The organism is Ruthenibacterium sp. (genome assembly GCF_017421385.1).
GTDB lineage: Bacteria > Bacillota > Clostridia > Oscillospirales > Ruminococcaceae > Ruthenibacterium > Ruthenibacterium lactatiformans.
Map to the genome: position 1 here is coordinate 1 of NZ_JAFOIN010000103.1, position 16,471 is coordinate 16,471.

General features: G+C 55.7%; 15 protein-coding genes and 1 tRNA gene. 13 read left to right on the top strand and 3 right to left on the bottom strand.

The window, feature by feature from the left end:
* The 3 genes from IIY41_RS12405 to IIY41_RS12415 all read right to left on the bottom strand — a co-directional run.
* Positions 1-769, bottom strand: a 769-nt coding sequence (locus IIY41_RS12405; protein WP_287400997.1) for an IS3 family transposase, incomplete at its 3' end; no start/stop codon positions are given.
* Between the two features lie 20 nt (positions 770-789).
* Positions 790-1,044 (bottom strand): hypothetical protein, encoded by a 255-nt coding sequence (locus IIY41_RS12410; RefSeq protein WP_287400998.1) that lies wholly within the window; start codon positions 1,042-1,044, stop codon positions 790-792.
* Positions 1,045-1,296: 252 nt separating this feature from the next.
* Positions 1,297-1,372: transfer RNA gene (locus tag IIY41_RS12415), tRNA-Ala, on the bottom strand.
* 119 nt (positions 1,373-1,491) lie between these two features.
* Between IIY41_RS12415 and rbr the strand changes: the two genes are divergently transcribed.
* From rbr to IIY41_RS12480, 13 genes are all read left to right on the top strand, one after another.
* Positions 1,492-2,028: a rubrerythrin gene (gene rbr / locus IIY41_RS12420; RefSeq protein ID WP_287401000.1), complete on the top strand. Its 537-nt coding sequence runs from the start codon at positions 1,492-1,494 to the stop codon at positions 2,026-2,028.
* 214 nt (positions 2,029-2,242) lie between these two features.
* Positions 2,243-2,548, top strand: a complete 306-nt coding sequence (locus IIY41_RS12425) for a DUF6514 family protein (RefSeq protein WP_009325530.1) — start codon at positions 2,243-2,245, stop codon at positions 2,546-2,548.
* A 9-nt stretch (positions 2,549-2,557) separates the two neighbouring features.
* A complete protein-coding gene (locus IIY41_RS12430) occupies positions 2,558-3,304 on the top strand; it encodes a response regulator (protein WP_287401002.1) in 747 nt (248 codons plus the stop codon).
* A gap of 18 nt (positions 3,305-3,322) precedes the next feature.
* A complete protein-coding gene (locus tag IIY41_RS12435) occupies positions 3,323-4,591 on the top strand; it encodes a sensor histidine kinase (protein ID WP_287401004.1) in 1,269 nt (422 codons plus the stop codon).
* Between the two features lie 70 nt (positions 4,592-4,661).
* On the top strand, positions 4,662-5,372 hold the full coding sequence (gene pyrH / locus IIY41_RS12440; RefSeq protein WP_040910260.1) for a UMP kinase: 711 nt from the start codon (positions 4,662-4,664) through the stop codon (positions 5,370-5,372).
* A 20-nt stretch (positions 5,373-5,392) separates the two neighbouring features.
* Positions 5,393-5,947, top strand: a complete 555-nt coding sequence (gene frr / locus IIY41_RS12445; protein ID WP_009325534.1) for a ribosome recycling factor — start codon at positions 5,393-5,395, stop codon at positions 5,945-5,947.
* A 91-nt stretch (positions 5,948-6,038) separates the two neighbouring features.
* Positions 6,039-6,752, top strand: a complete 714-nt coding sequence (gene uppS / locus IIY41_RS12450; RefSeq protein WP_058722671.1) for a polyprenyl diphosphate synthase — start codon at positions 6,039-6,041, stop codon at positions 6,750-6,752.
* Between the two features lie 20 nt (positions 6,753-6,772).
* Entirely contained in the window at positions 6,773-7,639 is an 867-nt protein-coding gene (locus tag IIY41_RS12455; RefSeq protein ID WP_009325536.1) for a phosphatidate cytidylyltransferase, read from the top strand.
* A 14-nt stretch (positions 7,640-7,653) separates the two neighbouring features.
* Positions 7,654-8,808 (top strand): 1-deoxy-D-xylulose-5-phosphate reductoisomerase, encoded by a 1,155-nt coding sequence (locus IIY41_RS12460; protein ID WP_009325537.1) that lies wholly within the window; start codon positions 7,654-7,656, stop codon positions 8,806-8,808.
* A gap of 81 nt (positions 8,809-8,889) precedes the next feature.
* Positions 8,890-9,942, top strand: a complete 1,053-nt coding sequence (gene rseP, locus IIY41_RS12465) for an RIP metalloprotease RseP (protein WP_009325538.1) — start codon at positions 8,890-8,892, stop codon at positions 9,940-9,942.
* Complete coding sequence (gene ispG, locus IIY41_RS12470) at positions 9,939-11,009, top strand: flavodoxin-dependent (E)-4-hydroxy-3-methylbut-2-enyl-diphosphate synthase (protein ID WP_278277177.1); 1,071 nt, start codon at positions 9,939-9,941, stop codon at positions 11,007-11,009. The genes rseP and ispG overlap by 4 nt, the downstream gene beginning before the upstream one ends.
* A complete protein-coding gene (locus IIY41_RS12475; RefSeq protein ID WP_009325540.1) occupies positions 11,009-15,337 on the top strand; it encodes a PolC-type DNA polymerase III in 4,329 nt (1,442 codons plus the stop codon). Before ispG ends, IIY41_RS12475 begins: the two co-directional genes overlap by 1 nt.
* Before the next feature lie 39 nt (positions 15,338-15,376).
* Entirely contained in the window at positions 15,377-16,450 is a 1,074-nt protein-coding gene (locus IIY41_RS12480; protein ID WP_009325541.1) for a YdcF family protein, read from the top strand.
* Positions 16,451-16,471 lie beyond the last annotated feature (21 nt).

A 16,471-nucleotide genomic window follows, 5' to 3' on the forward strand; every position in this document is an offset into this window, starting at 1 on the left:
AAAAATTGATGTAGCGGTCAATCATCTCATTGGCCTCGCAGAATGAGGCCGGTTTATGGCGGTAGATACACTCTGTCTTGAGAATGGAAAAGAAATTTTCTGCCATAGCGTTATCATATAGGGGTGCTCGTCTTGACATGGAGGGCGTAATGCCATAAGATTTTGTCAGGTTGAAGTATGCTTGCGAGGTGTACTGGAACCCCTGGTCGCTGTGGAGCTGCAACTCCGCAGTGACCCTCTTTTTCTCCCTGCGCATAGCCAAGCGAATGGTGTCCAGCACCAGGTTGACTGTCTGCTCTGTGCCGGTTTTGTAGGCAACAATGCTATTGTCGTAAAGATCCCGGATCATGGACAGATACAGTACCCCCTGCTTGGTTTGAATGTAGGAGATATCCGTTACCCATTTACTGTTGGGCCTGTTCGCATAAAACTCCCTATTCAGCAGATTCTTGTACTTTTGGACTTGCTGCCCCATCTGCTGCCATTTTCTGCGCCTCCGGATCTCCGCAAGCAAACCATATTTCTCCATAATACGCAGAATGGTCTTGGGATTACGGTGGATACCTCGCTTCTTCAGCACCAGCCACATTCTGCGGTAGCCATACGTACAAAAGCTGCGCTCTCGCTGTTCCGCGATGATTTCTGCAAGGGCCTTGTCTTTCTCCGGCCTGCCCATACGATGGACGAAATCATAGTATCCGCTTCGGGATACCCGAAAGAAGCGGCACATGATGGATACCGGATATTCATTTCTGTGCCGGTAGATCACGGCATATTTTGCCCTTGGCCTCACTTCCTTTCTGTAGAGCGCAGAAAATCCCGCAACAGCTCGTTTTCCATCTTTAGCAGTTTGTTCTCATGCTTGTACTCTGCCAGTGTTTTTGCAGGTTTGCGCCCCCGCGCTTTTGGAAGGACAGGCTCCTTTAGCCAGCAGTGAATGGCCCACCGGCTAATTTTATACTCCCGGCTCAGCGCACATTGGCTTTCTCCTGCCTGGATCCGTGATACAACTTCTTCCCGTATCCCCACCGGATACTTTTTCATTCCTTTTTCCCGGACATAGTAAGACCCCCTAATGTAGCTTTATTTTCCTACATTAGGGGGCCTTTTGTCTATTGTACGGTTTTTCTGGAGCGGTTCAATCTGTTTTGCGGCCTTTTTCTAATCAAATTGTCTTTATTGCAGAATATAAACAAACCCGAACCCATCGCCCACCGGCACAAGGTTCGGATTTATTCGTTGTGGTGGAGTTAAAAGAGCAAAATCCGAACCCAAAGAGTTCGGATTTGCGTGTTTTGGTGGACCCGAAGGGGATCGAACCCTCGACCTTACGGATGCGAACCGTACGCGCTCCCAGCTGCGCTACGGGCCCACGCTTATTTTTGACAGGCGGTGAATGAAGCACCGTGCTGTCACCTATAATAGGATAAGACATTCAAAAGAAAATGTCAAGAGCTTTTTGAAAAAATTATCATGTGGGAGGACGCTGCAGTGGAACTCAGAGGATCGAAAACAGAGGCCAATTTGATCACGGCTTTTTCCGGGGAGTCTCAGGCTACAAATAAGTATACCTATTATGCCTCGAAAGCCAAGAGCGAAGGCTACGGACAAATCGGAGCGATTTTTGAGGAAACGGCCGGTAATGAGCGGGAGCACGCAAAGCTTTGGTTCAAGGCGCTCAACGGCGGCATCGCGGACACGCTGGAAAATCTCAGAGACGCAGCTACGGGCGAACATTATGAATGGAGCGACATGTACGCGGAATTCGCCAAAACAGCACGGGAAGAAGGCTTTGATGAACTTGCATTCCTGTTCGAAGGTGTGGCAAGCATCGAAAAGACGCATGAAGAGCGATATCTGCGCCTTGTGCAGAATATTGAGGAAGGCCTTGTGTTCGAACGGGGCGGGGAAATGATCTGGGTTTGCCGCAATTGCGGCCATATCCATTGTGGAAGCTCCGCACCGCAGGTGTGTCCTATCTGCAAGCATTCCCAAGCTTATTTTGAACTGCGCGCCGAAAACTATTGAGTGCTGTCTTCCCAAAACGTCTGTGCGGATATACTGTATCCGCGCAGACGTTCTTTGCAAACGCCTTTGCGGCCGCCGGAAAATGTGATATACTGTAAAAAATACCGTTTGTCGAAAATGGTCGATAATTTTCGCTTGCACGGTGTGCCTTTGCTCCTTTACACTTATAAAGCAATATTGCATAAATATTGGTTTTAAAAGTGGAGGAATGGCAATGAAAACGACGGAAGTGCTCTATACACGCAATTTTACAGACTTAGGGCCGCTGCAGTCCGCGCATATTTTGCAGTATGCCCTTACAACAGACCCGGGATGTGCGCTTCGCTATGGGGTTTCCGTTACGGTGCTGCAGGCCGGAGGCCGGGACACGCAATCCTGCCGGGCAATCTGCGATACGCAGGAGGGGACTTGCCGTCTTCTTGTTTTCCTGTGGGAAAATGCGGTGGAGCCGTGCGCCGTGCGGGGGATTGTGGAGGACATCCGGCGCGCGGGCCTTTTGCCGTGCGGCGCGGAAGAGTGAGTGGGCTGTATGAATGAAAACGCGAAGATCCGAGTGCTGATCGCCGAGGACGATCCGATCCAGAATGACCTGCTGAAGGATGCATTGGAGCTGGAGCCCGATATGGCCTGCTGCGGCCAAGCATGTGATGGGCTTGAAGCGCTGGCCAAGCTCCAAACGGAACAGCCGGACGTTTTGCTCCTGGATATCGTGATGCCCAACATGGACGGTGTGGATCTGCTCAACGAGCTGCGGGAGAATCCGCCGCCGAAGCGTCCGAAGGTGATTGCGATCAGCGCGTATGGGCAGGAACATATTGCCCGGGCGGCGTTGGCGCAGGGAGCAGATTGGTTTCTGCTGAAGCCGTACCAGCTGGAGCTGCTGATGCGCCGCATCCGTACGCTTGCAGGCGAGGCCCCTTCCCAAAAGAAGTGCACACTGGAGCACATTGTGTCCAAAGCGGTGATAGACTTGGGTGTGCAGACGAGCGCCGTTGGATTTCTGTATTTGGAACAGGCACTGCTGATTCTTCTTACGCATCAGGGCACCTGCCTGATGAGCAAGGACGTATACGCGGAAATCGCGGCCCGGAACGGTACTACGGAGCAATGCGTTGAAAAAGCGCTGCGAAAGGTGATCCAGCAGATATTTGAGGTGGATTCAGAAGCGCTGCATGCGCTCTTGAAGCTGGGACATAAAGAAGATGCATTACATTTGTCCAACGGCCGGTTCCTTACACTGATGGCGGCGGGGATTCGGCTGCACAATCTGCTCTAGGAGGGGCGTGCGGGGCGCATGAGAATGGATGTCAATGCGGTGTTGCTGCAATATTTTGAACAGACGGCTCCGCCGCAAACGTGCGCGGAAGCAGTCCTGCTGGCTGCAGCGGAGGCGTTGAGGACGCTGCTGGGAGCAGAGGAAGTCCGATTTGTGGTCCGGCTCGGTACTTTGCTGAAGGAATTGACGTTCCCGGGGCAAATCACACGGGCCCGGACGGAAAACGAAGATGATATGATATTGGCTTGCCTGGCGCATTGCGCCGGCAAGCCTGTTTGCGTTTGTGCGCAGAACGGCGACAAGGCGGGAAATTGGCTGTTTCCGCTTCCGGCGGAGGACGGCGCGGTACACGGCGCTGCTTTGTGCAGCGTATTGGGAATCCCGGAGGATGCGGCTCTGGCCGGAGCCGAGCGCCTGACGCGAAGTCTTGCACTGCGTCTGCCGGAGCTGTTCCGGGAGAAAGAGACGGTCGGGATAAGCGGGGCTTCTGCTTCAGAATGGGAACAGGCGGCCATGCTGTCTCATGAATTCAAGACACCTCTGACGGTTGTGCTGTCCTCGCTGCAGCTGCTGCGGCGCAGGCTGTGCCGGCCTGGCAAGGATATTGCGGACGGAGTGGAAAAGTATCTGGATTATGCGGAGCAGAACTTGTATAAGACGCTGCGTCTGGCGGCAAACATTCTGGATGCGCAATACGCGGACGTAAAAAACGTTCAGACGGAAGAGTACACGGACCTTGCCGCTGCGCTTGCGGAAACAGTGGAGGGCGCCCGACCTTATGCTCAGGCGTGCGGCGTTACGCTGCGGTTTGAAAACCGTTCCAAAGGTCCGTGCGGTCTGCTGTGCGATACGCAGCGTCTGGACAGGATCGTGCTGAACTTGCTTTCCAATGCGCTTAAGCACACACCCAGGGGCGGCGCGGTGTTCGTTCTGCTGGAGAGGGATGGGCTGTATGCGCGTATCGTTGTGGAGGACGATGGCTGCGGTATTCCCGAGCAGGCGCTGCCGCACTTGTTTGAAAAATTCTGGCGCGGGCAGGGAGAGCGGGGAGGCTCCGGTCTGGGGCTGTATATTGCGCAGCAGTTTGCACGGATGCAGGGGGGAGAAATTCATGCGGAGAACCGGACGGAGCGCGGTGCGCGTTTTATCGTAGAGCTGCCGGTACGTCTGCCTGGGGCGGAGACAGATGTGCTTTCCAGTGTGCCGCTGCCATACAGCGGCGATTCCCGCGAAACGATGCTTCGCATCGAGCTTGCAGATCTGCCGCTTGCGCAAAAGTATATTTGACGGCTTTACTTTACAGGTAAAATCATGTAAAATAGATGAGAAAATGAAATTGCTTCGATGGGGTGCTGCTATGTCGGTGAAATACAAACGCGTGTTGCTGAAACTGAGCGGGGAGGCGCTGTCCGGGGACAAAGGCTTTGGCTTGGACATGGATACCATCCAGACCATTTGTAAAGGCATCAAAGACGCCCACGATTTGGGTGCTGAGATCGCGATCGTGGTGGGCGGCGGCAACTTTTGGCGCGGCCGCTCCAGCGGCGAGATGGAGCGTACCCGTGCGGATCAGATCGGTATGCTGGCAACGGCCATGAATGCGCTGGCCGTGGCTGACGCCCTGGAGCATTTGGGCGTAGAGGTGCGTGTGCAGACAGCTTTGTCCATGCAGCAGATCGCCGAGCCTTACATCCGCAACCGGGCCATCCGCCATCTGGAAAAAGGGAGAGTCATCATTCTGGCCTGCGGAACGGGCAACCCGTTCTTTTCCACGGACACAGCTTCGGCGCTGCGCGCTGCGGAGATCAACGCGGATATCATCTTCAAGGCGACGATGGTGGACGGCGTTTACGACAAGGACCCCAAAAAATATGCAGATGCAAAAAAATACGACACGCTTACGTTCAGCCGTGTGCTGGCGGACCAGCTTGCCGTGATGGACAGCACCGCTGCGACGATGTGCCGCGATAATTCGCTGCCCATTCTGGTATTTGATATCCTGCACCCCGAAAATATTGCAAAAGCAGTAGCGGGTGAGCCCATCGGCACGCTCGTGGTCGAGCAATAAGGAAAAGAGGAGAGACGATTATGAGCGCAGAGACAAAGACCTATGAAGACAAAATGACCGGCGTCATCAACCATCTTGTAAAGGAGCATGCGACGATCCGCGCGGGCCGTGCGAACCCCGCCATCCTCGATAAGGTGACGGTGGATTATTATGGCACGCCCACGCCCATCAATCAGGTGGCCGCGGTTTCTGTGGCAGAGGCGCGCGTGCTCACCATCAGCCCTTGGGACGCTTCTTTGATGCACGCCATTGAAAAGGCGATCCTTACCTCTGATATTGGTATCAATCCCACCAACGACGGCCGCGTGATGCGTCTGGTTTTCCCGGCTCCCACGGAGGAACGGCGCAAACAGCTCACCAAGGAAGCCATGCACATGGGTGAGGAAGCGAAAATCGCGGTGCGCAACGTCCGCCGTGACGCGCTGGACAAATTCAAAGCGAAGAAAAAGGCGGGCGAGTTGACAGAGGACGATTTGAAAAACCTCGAAAATGAGATGCAGAAGATCACCGACAAATTTGTCAAGGAGATCGATAAGACCTGCGAGGCCAAAAACAAAGAGATCATGGAAATCTGACGGAGCCCGCGCACGCGGCGTTTCCACGGCTGGATGTGTGCCGCGCGGCAGCCCGCGCGGCATTCATTTTTACAAAGGAGTCAAGAGCATTATGGCACATGAACCAGGCTTTGCAAAAGGTTTGAGCATCGGAATCATCATGGACGGGAACGGCCGCTGGGCCAAAAAACGCGGCCTGCCGCGCACTGCGGGCCACACCAGGGGCGCAGAGGTGTTTCGGGATATCATCCGCTACTGCAACGAGCTGGAGGTCGCCTGCGTCACGTTTTATGCGTTTTCCACCGAGAACTGGTCGCGTCCGATGGAGGAAGTCAACGGCATTATGAAGCTGTTCGGCGAATACCTTATTATGGCGTACGATTACCAGAAGGAGAACAACCGTGTGGTGTTTTTGGGCGACCGCACGGCGCTGCCCGCCAAATACCAGGCGCAGATGAACGATATCGAGGAAAAAACCCGCGGCAACACCGGTACGGTGCTCAACGTGGCTGTCAACTATGGCGGCCGGCAGGAGATCGTGCGGGGGATGCAGATCCTGGCACGCCGTGTACAGCAGGGGATGCTGCGGCCTGAGGACATCGACATTGAGATGGTATCGGGCGTAATGTATACCGCCGGGCAGAAAGATCCGGATTTCATTCTGCGCCCCAGCGGAGAGCACAGGCTCTCCAATTTTATGCTGTGGCAGGCGTCTTATGCGGAATTTGTGGATATGGACGTGTTATGGCCGGATTTTACCCGGGCGGATCTGGACCGGGCCATTGAAGAATACAATACCCGCAGCCGCCGCTTCGGCGGAATTTGAAAGCAAAGCGAGGCATGGCTATGAAAACAAGAGTGATTACCTCCGCAGTCGGCCTGGTGGTACTGTTCGCGGTGATGGCGCTGTTCGACACCTTCGTGTTCAACGTCGTCATTGCGGCCATTTGCCTGCTCGCCATCCATGAGGTGTTCAAGGCGTTCCGGTTTGAAAAGGCTGCGTATATTTATTGGGGCTTTGTACCGTATACGCTGCTGGTGATGTTCAGCGATTTCCATATGGTTCGCATCTGTATGCTTCCGGCGTCCTACATTTTTGCGTTGTACCTCGTTTTGTGTGTCATCGGCAATTCAAAGTCCATCAATTATGCAAAGCTGGGCGGCATGGTGCTGTTTTCCTGCATCATCATGTTCTGCTTTTATTCCCTCATTTATCTCAAGCAGCTTCTGCCGCGAGCGACATACGGCTACGATGCGCTGTATTTTATTTTCCTGATTTTGGGCTTTGCCTGGGGCGGGGATTCCGCCGCATATTTTGCGGGACGCGCGTTCGGCAAGCATAAGCTGGCGCCGGTCGTCAGCCCCAACAAGACCATCGAGGGAGCCGTGGGCGGCGTGATGGGAAGCATGCTGCTGGGCGTTGTTGTTACGGCATGCTATACAGCGCTGCACGGGCAGCTTGTCGGCGTGCCTCTGGATACGCTGGGCTGGCGGTATTATGTGGTCGTTGTGCTGCTGGGTGGGTTCGGCTCTCTGCTGGGGATCGTGGGCGATCTGTTTGCCTCTGTGATCAAGCGCCAGTGCGGCATCAAGGATTACGGCACCATCTTTCCCGGGCACGGAGGCATTATGGACCGCTTCGACAGCGTGCTTTTCATCGCGCCGTTTGTCGCAATGGTCGTGACGGCGGTATTTTACTATTTTACGAAATAACGAGGCGTGATATTATGACAAAAAAGGTCACGGTCCTTGGCTCCACAGGTTCTATCGGTACGCAGAGCCTGGATGTTATCCGCGCGCAGGAATACAGCGTGTTTGGGCTGGCGGCGCATTCCAATGTGGAGCTGCTGCTGCGACAGGTACAGGAGTTTCATCCTCATTGCATTGCTGTTGTGGATGATGCGGCGGCGGACCGCGCCGCCCGGGAGCTGCACGGCATGCCGGGCGCGCCGGTCCTTCTGCGAGGCAAAGAAGGTCTTGAAGAATTGGCAGCTATGGACGGCTCGGACATCGTGCTCAACGCGGTGGTGGGCATTGCCGGGCTTGCCGCGACGCTGTCCGCCATCAAAAGCGGGCGGGATGTGGCGCTGGCCAACAAGGAGAGCCTTGTCACCGGAGGTTCCCTCGTGACGGATGCCGTCCGGGAGAATAACGTCAAGCTTCTGCCTGTGGACAGTGAGCATTCGGCCATTTTCCAATGCTTACAGGACGAATACTCGGCCAAAAGCCTGCAAAAGATACTGTTGACGGCCTCCGGCGGGCCGTTTTTCGGCCGCACGCGGCAGGAGCTGCAGAATGTTACAAAGGACGATGCGCTGCGCCATCCCAATTGGAGTATGGGAAGCAAGATCACCATTGATTCCGCCACGCTGATGAACAAAGGGTTGGAGCTGATCGAGGCTGTCTGGCTGTTCGGCCTGCCGGCAGAGCAGGTACAGGTGGTGGTACAGCGCCAGAGTATTATCCATTCGATGGTGCAGTTCAGTGACAACTCCATTTTGGCACAGTTGGGGGTGCCGGATATGCGCATTCCCATCCAGTACGCGCTTACCTGGCCGGAGCGTGTGCCCGGCCCTGCGCCGGAGCTGGACTTCACAAAGCTGCACGAGCTGACTTTTGACACAGCGGATGAGGCTACTTTCCGCTGCCTCGCGGCATGTAAAAAAGCAATCGGCAAGGGCGGCCTTGCACCGTGTGCTGCAAACGGCGCAAACGAAGAGGCAGTGCGTCTGTTTCTGGAGGGACGCATTCCGTTCCTGAAAATCGGTGAGCTGGTGGAGGGCGTTGTGGACAGCGAAGCCTTCGGCGGGCCATATACTCTGGATGACGTGTATGCATGCGACGCGGCGGCGCGCGCATATGTTTTAGCACATGTATCCTAAAAGAATGGGCGGCGGCGCGCCGGGCTGTTATACGGTCCGTACGGCGCGGCCGAACAAATGAAATAAAAGGCAGGGCACAGAATGGCATCATTTTTCAGCAGCGCGGGGTCGTTTCTCATTACGGTGTTGGCGTCGGTATTCGTATTCGGCATTGTGATTTTCATTCATGAGCTGGGGCATTTCCTCACTGCGAAGTTCAGCGGCATCCAGGTGAACGAATTCGCGCTGGGCATGGGGCCTACGCTGTTCAGCTTCACCCGCGGGGGAACAAAATACGGCTTGCGCCTGTTTCCCATCGGCGGCTTTGTCAGTATGGAGGGTGAGGACGAGGAGAGCGAAGAGGCGGGTTCCTTTACAAAGGCCCCGGTGGGAAACCGAATCCTTGTCACCGTGGCGGGCGCTGTGATGAACCTCCTTCTGGGTTTTGTGGTCCTTGTTTGCGTGGTGTGTTCGCAGCAGCTCATCAGCACGCGCACCGTAGCGGAATTTTACGAGGGTTCGTCCACACAGCAGTCCGGCCTGCAGGTGGGAGACACCATCGTTGCGGTAAACGGACGGCGCTGCTTTATCGCAAATGATATCATCTATGAGTTCGCCCGTACCCAGCAGGGGCAGGCGGACTTGACCGTATTGCGTGACGGAAAGCGCGTGCAGCTGGACAATGTGGTGTTCGATACCTACGAAGAAAACGGCGTCAACCAGCTTGTCATTGATTTTAAAGTGCTGGGCGAGAAAAAGACGGTGGGCAGCGTTTTGAAAGAGGCGGGAAACTGGACGCTCTCGCTGGGGCGTATGGTCGTGCTCAGCCTGACGGATCTTATTACGGGCCGTATCGCGGTCAACAATTTGTCCGGTCCCGTAGGCATTGTTTCCGCCATCAGTGAGGCGTCTTCGCTGGGGCTTTCTTCACTGTTGATGCTGCTCGCGCTCATTACCATCAATCTGGGCATTTTTAACCTTCTGCCCATTCCTGCGTTGGACGGCGGACGGCTGGTATTCCTTATCATCGAGGCGATCCGCCGAAAACCCATCAGCCAAAAATATGAGATCGCCATCAACGCCGCGGGATTTATCCTGCTTATCGGGCTGATGATTTTCGCCACATTCAACGATATCACCAAACTGATCGTATAAAAAGAGGGAAGACAATGCGCAAGAATACACGAGCCGTCCGTATAGGCGGCGTTACAGTGGGCGGTGGAAATCCTGTTGCAGTGCAGAGCATGCTCAATGTGCCCATTCATGATATCGCGGGAAATGTGGCCCAGGCCAAACGGCTGGAAGCAGAAGGCTGCCAGATCGTACGGGTCACGGTTCCGTCCGTTGCGGACGTGCCCGTGGTAGAGGCATTAAAGAATGCTGTAAAAATGCCTGTTGTGGCGGATATTCATTTTGATTACAAGGTCGCTTTGGCTTGCGCCGAAGCGGGCGTGGATAAAATACGCATCAACCCGGGCAACATCGGAGATGACGCCCATGTCGGCGAGGTCGCTTCGGCCTGCCGTGCAAGGGGCATCCCCATCCGCATCGGCGTAAACGGCGGCAGCCTGGAAAAGGAGATCCTTGCAAAATACGGAAAGGTTACGCCGGAAGCGCTGGTGGAGAGCGCGATGTACCATGTATCGCTGCTGGAAAGGCACGATTTCAACGATATTGTCATCTCTATCAAATCCTCCAATGTCCCCGTGGTGGTGGAAGCATACCGCCAGCTCAGCCTGCGGTGCGATTACCCTCTGCATGTGGGCGTTACCGAGGCCGGTACATACCGTATGGGCCTTATTAAATCGGCTATGGGCATAGGGACACTGTTGTTGGAGGGGATTGGAGACACCATTCGCGTGTCGTTGACGGACGAGCCGGAAAAAGAAGTGCGTGCGGGTTTTGACATCCTGCGCGCCGCGGGACATTTTGTGCCCGGCCCCGAGGTCGTCAGCTGTCCTACCTGCGGGCGTACAAATATCAACGTAGCCCAAATCGCCTCGGAGGTCGAGGAGCGTCTGCGCGGCTGCAATAAGCCGATCAAGGTGGCTGTCATGGGCTGCGTGGTCAATGGCCCTGGCGAGGCCAGGGGCGCGGATATCGGCATTGCCGGAGGTAAGGACTGCGCCATGCTGTTCGTCAAGGGACAGCAGGTGCGTATGCTGCGCGGTAATATCGTGGACGAGCTGTGTGAAGAGATCGAACGGTTGGTGTTGGAATAATGAAGCCCATGCTTACGCAGCTCTGGCCGCAGTTTACGGCTGACGCCGCGTTTATGGACAGCTACGGCAGCGCCATCGTGGAGCGTGTCGTTGCGGACAGGCAAAATAAAATCATCACTGTGGTATACCGTACGGCAAATCCGGTGCCCGCTGAGACCAGCGGACGCCTGATCGCATCCTTAGAGCCGCAGTTCCCGGGCTTTGCACTCAAGGTGCAGGGCCTGTTTGCATATACCTGCCTTACGTCCCGAGCCGTGTTGGAGCTGGCAGAGGAATTGAAAGACGCAGGCCTGCCCATTAACGGCTTTTTGTCGGGGGCTCAGGTGGATATTGCGGGGGAGCACATCACCGTGCGCGTGCAGAATGGTGTGCTGCTGCTGACGCAGATGGAATTTGCCGTGAAACTGGAGGAGCTGATCGCCGCGCGCACCGGAGTGCGGCCGCAGGTGGCGCTGGTGTGCGACACGGCTATTTCGGCCGAGGCCGTGGAAGAACATATCTTGAAAAAGGCGCCGCCCGCCCGCCAGTTCAAGGCCAAAAGCGAGGGGCCTGCCGTAAAGGTGCAGGGATTGGACCTGGAGGACGCGCCTGCCAAGCTGGTGAATGGGCATATGTTCCAGCCGACGGGCCTGACAGCGCTGCGCGATGTTGGGGCAGAGGCCGGCAAAGTTACGGTTTGGGGCGATGTATTCTTTACAGAGATCAAGGGGAACTGGCGCAAGATCTATTCCATTTCCATCACGGATTATACAGGCTCCATCAATCTGAAAATACGGCCGCAGGAGGGAGAAAACTGCGACAAGTGGGAGGAGCTTGGCCCCGGGGACACGCTTATCATCAAGGGCGACTGTGCCTATGACAAATACGAGCGCGATTATGTCATTTACCCTTATGACGTGCTGAAGGTGGCGCGGAAAAAGCGTGTGGACCCTGCGCCGGAAAAGCGTGTGGAGCTGCATCTGCATACGAAAATGAGCAGCATGGATGGTTTCTGTGACCCTAAAACCATCGTAAAAACGGCCCACCGCATGGGTCACCGCGCGGTCGCTGTCACAGATCACGGCGTGGTGCAGGGCTTCCCTGAAGCGATGCTGGCCACGGACGATATCCGAAAGAAAGACCCGGATTTTAAGCTTATCTACGGCGTGGAAGCTTATTTTGTGGATGACATGGTGCCCGTTGTGTATGGTGCGGCCACGGGCGCCATGAGCCAGTCCTTCGTAGTGTTCGATTTGGAGACTACGGGCCTTTCACCGGCCGACTGCGCCATCACGGAAATCGGCGCAGTGGTGGTCGAGAACGGCGAGATCACCGAAAGCTACAACAGTTTTGTAAATCCGGGCTGCCATATTCCCGAGGAAATAACGAAGATCACCAACATCACCGACGAAATGGTGGCCGATGCACCGGGGCAGGAGGAGGCGCTGCGGGCGTTTCTGGAATTTGTGGACGGCCGTGTGCTCATCGCGCACAATGCCCATGGCTTTGACATTCGCTTCTTAAAGGCGTGTGCGGAGCGGTACGGTGTGCCGTTCGGCAACACCTACATCGACACATTGCCGCTGGCGCAGGCACTCTATCTTGGACTGCGCAATTACAAGCTGGATACCATCGGTAAATATCTTGAGATCCCGCCGTTTCAGCACCACCGCGCCTGTGACGACGCGAAGGCGCTGGCACAGATCTACGTGAAGATGATCGAGGATCTTGCTCTGCGCGGCGTAACGGCGCTGGAGAATGTGAACACAGGTCTTGGCGGCACGCGTGAGCTGGCAAAGAAGAATTTTCACCTCATCATTCTGGTACGCAATGCGGCGGGTTTGAAAAATCTGTACCGTATCATTTCGGCCGCGCATATGGATTATTTCTTCAAGGTTCCGCGTGTGCCGCGCAGCCTTTTGAACAAATACCGTGAGGGCCTTATCATCGGCTCTGCCTGTGAAGCGGGAGAACTTTACAGGGCGATCGTGGAGGGGCGAAGCTTTGATGAGCTGAAAAATATCGCCGCTTATTACGATTTTCTTGAGGTGCAGCCGCTGGGCAACAACGAATACATGCTGCGGGAGCACATGGTGGACAGCATCGAGCAGATTCAGGAATTCAACAAGACGGTTATCCGTCTGGGCGAAGCGTTGGGCAAAATGGTGGTGGCCACGGGCGACGTGCATTTTATGGAGCCGGAGGACGCCATCTACCGCGCGGTGCTGCAGGCGGGCAACGGCTTCAAGGACGCCGATAATCAGGCTCCGCTGTACTTCCGTACCACAGATGATATGCTCAAGCAGTTCAGCTATCTTTCTCCGGAGAAGGCGCGGGAGATCGTCATCACGAACCCAAACCGTATCGCGGATATGGTGGACGGCGACGTGCGTGCCATCCCCAAAGGACTGTATACGCCCACCATCGAGGGCGCGGATGAATCCCTGCGGGAGGATACCATGCGCAACGCGCGGGAACGCTACGGCGACCCGCTGCCTGAGCTTGTGGAAAAGCGTCTTACGCGCGAGCTGGATTCCATCATCAAGCACGGCTTCGCAGTGCTGTATGTCATCGCCCAGAAGCTGGTGCTGAAAAGCGAAGAGTACGGTTATCTGGTCGGCTCCCGCGGCTCCGTCGGTTCTTCGGCCGTGGCGCACTTTTCGGGCATCTCCGAGGTGAACAGCCTGCCGCCCCACTACCTGTGTCCCAAATGCAAATGGAGCGAGTTTTACACCGACGGCTCGGTGGCGGACGGCTTCGACCTGCCGGACCGTGTTTGTCCCCAGTGCGGCGAAAAGCTCATCGTGGACGGCCATGACATCCCGTTTGAGACCTTCCTGGGCTTTGACGGCGATAAGGAACCGGATATCGACCTGAACTTTTCCGGCGAGGTGCAGGGCCGGATTCACCGCTATACGGAGGACCTGTTCGGCCACGACCATGTGTTCAAGGCGGGCACGATCTCCGGCCTGCAGGATAAAACGGCCTACGGCTATGTGAAAAAGTACCTGGAGGAGCGCGGGCGCATCGTAAACCATGCGGAGGAGAACCGGCTGGTACAGGGATGCGTAGGCGTCAAGCGTACCACCGGCCAGCATCCGGGCGGCATGGTCGTTGTGCCCAGCAATTATGACGTGTTTGATTTCTGCCCCATCCAGCATCCGGCGGACGACAAGGAAAAGGGCATGATCACTACGCATTTCGAGTTCAAATACCTGCACGATACCATACTCAAGCTGGACGAGCTGGGGCACGATGTGCCCACGATGTACAAGCACCTGGAGGATATGACCGGTATCAAGATGGATTCGGTGCCCATGAATGACCCTAAGGTCATCTCGCTGCTGGTCTCCACAGAGGCGCTGGGTGTGAAGCCGGAGGATATCGACAGCCTGACGGGAACCTTCGGCATCCCGGAGCTCGGCACGAATTTTGTGCGCAACATGCTCATCGAAGCACAGCCCAAGAGCTTTGGCGACCTGATTCAGATATCCGGCCTGTCCCACGGCACCGACGTGTGGAACGGCAACGCGCAGGACCTGATCAAGGACGGCGTGTGTACCATTTCCGAGGTGATCGGTACCCGCGACAGTATCATGACATACCTGCTTCATAAGGGTGTGGAGCCGAAGCAGGCGTTTACCATCATGGAGCTGACGCGAAAGGGCAAGGTGGCGAAGGGCGGTTTCCCGGAGGGCGTGGAGGATATGCTGCGCGCCCACGATGTGCCTGAATGGTATTTGGACAGCTGTAAGAAAATCAAGTACATGTTCCCGAAGGCGCATGCCGTGGCGTATCTGATCGCGGCTATCCGCCTGATGTGGTTCAAGGTGTATCATCCGCTGGAATTTTACGCCACACACTTCACGGTGCGCGGCGACGATATCGACTATGATGCCGCGGTGGGCGGTATAAAAGTAGCGAAACAGCATTTGAAAGAAGTAAATGCCCGCCTGAAAGAAGAAAAGAAAGCCAAGGACGAGGACATCCTTGCTTCGCTCCAGATGGTGAACGAGATGCTGCAGCGCGGCTACGAATTTCTGCCCATCCGCATCGGGAAAAGCCGCGCCAAGACCTATACGGTGGAGAATGGTAAGATCCGCCTGCCTTTTATGGCGCTGAAGGGGCTGGGAGACGCGGCGGCGAACACGCTGGAAAAGGCTACCCTGGAAGGCCAACAGTATATTTCCGCCGAGGATCTGCAAAGTGCGTGCAATGCTATTTGCGCTACGGCCAAGAACGAAGGGCATATGGAATACGGTATCGTTTCCAATACCATCATGGATACGTTGGCGGACATCGGCGCGCTGGGAGACTTGCCAAAATCCAGCCAGGTGACGTTTTTTTGAGCGCGCCGCACTGTCGTCAAAATGCGCGGGGAGAGGACTATGACGCATTATTTGTTCACGATAGCGCTGCTGCCGCCCGCAGTGTTTGCTTTGTTTTGGGCGGTAAAACGAAAAAAACACACGGGCATGGCAGCCGGCTTCTGGTTCGACATGTTTCTTGTGACGCTGGGCGTGTGCGCGCTGCTGGCGGCATTGGCATATCCCGACAGCGCCGCGTCGTTCCTGTTCCTTGTCTGTGCGGCGCTTGTGTTTGCGTTTTTGCTGTTGTTCGGCGTTTATATCCTGCTGGGGCTTTTGCTCTGGAATACGGTGCAGATGCTCAAGCGGGAACGGCCGAGCCTCAAGCATATGTTGACGCTGATCCTTGCTCTGGCGATCCTTGCGCTTATGGCGCTTCCGTGGGTTTTGGGCAAAAGCGGATTGTTTCCCTGGCTGTATCCGCTGTGGATGGCGCTTCTGGGGACGGCGGTCTTTTTCGCTTTGCACAGCCTGGTGTTTCTGACGGCGTTCTATGTGGGAAAGTGGTTCCCGCCGCGTAAAAGAGTGGATTATATCGTTGTATTGGGCAGCGGGCTGATAGACGGCAAGGTGCCTCCGCTGCTGGCCGGGCGCGTAGATGCGGCGCTGCGGTATGCGGCGCGGCAAAAAAGAAAAACGGGGCGTGAGCCTTGCTTGATAATGTCCGGAGGACAGGGGGCGGATGAGCCGCGTCCCGAGGCTGAAGCCATGCGGGAGTACGCAATGGAAAAAGGTTATCCGGCGGAGCTTGTGCTGGCGGAAACACAGTCGAAGAACACGAGGGAAAATTTTTTATATTCCAAGCGCGTGGCTGAGGCGCACAGCGAGGGCAAGCCGTACTGCTGTATCTATGCGACAAGCGATTACCATCTGCTGCGGGCGGGGCTGTACGCCGGACGGGCCGGCTTTTCCTGTGACGGTGTGGGCGGCAGGACGGCAGGCTATTATCTGCCCAACGCTCTTTTGCGGGAATACATCGCTTACGTGGTCATGAACAAAAAGCGGTATCTGACCATTGCGGCTGTTGTATTTGCTCTGTCTCTTACCCTATGGGGCGGGCTTGCTCTTCTGGCCTGGTTCGCAAGAATGCTGTAAAGAAAAAAGAGCGCCGTGCTT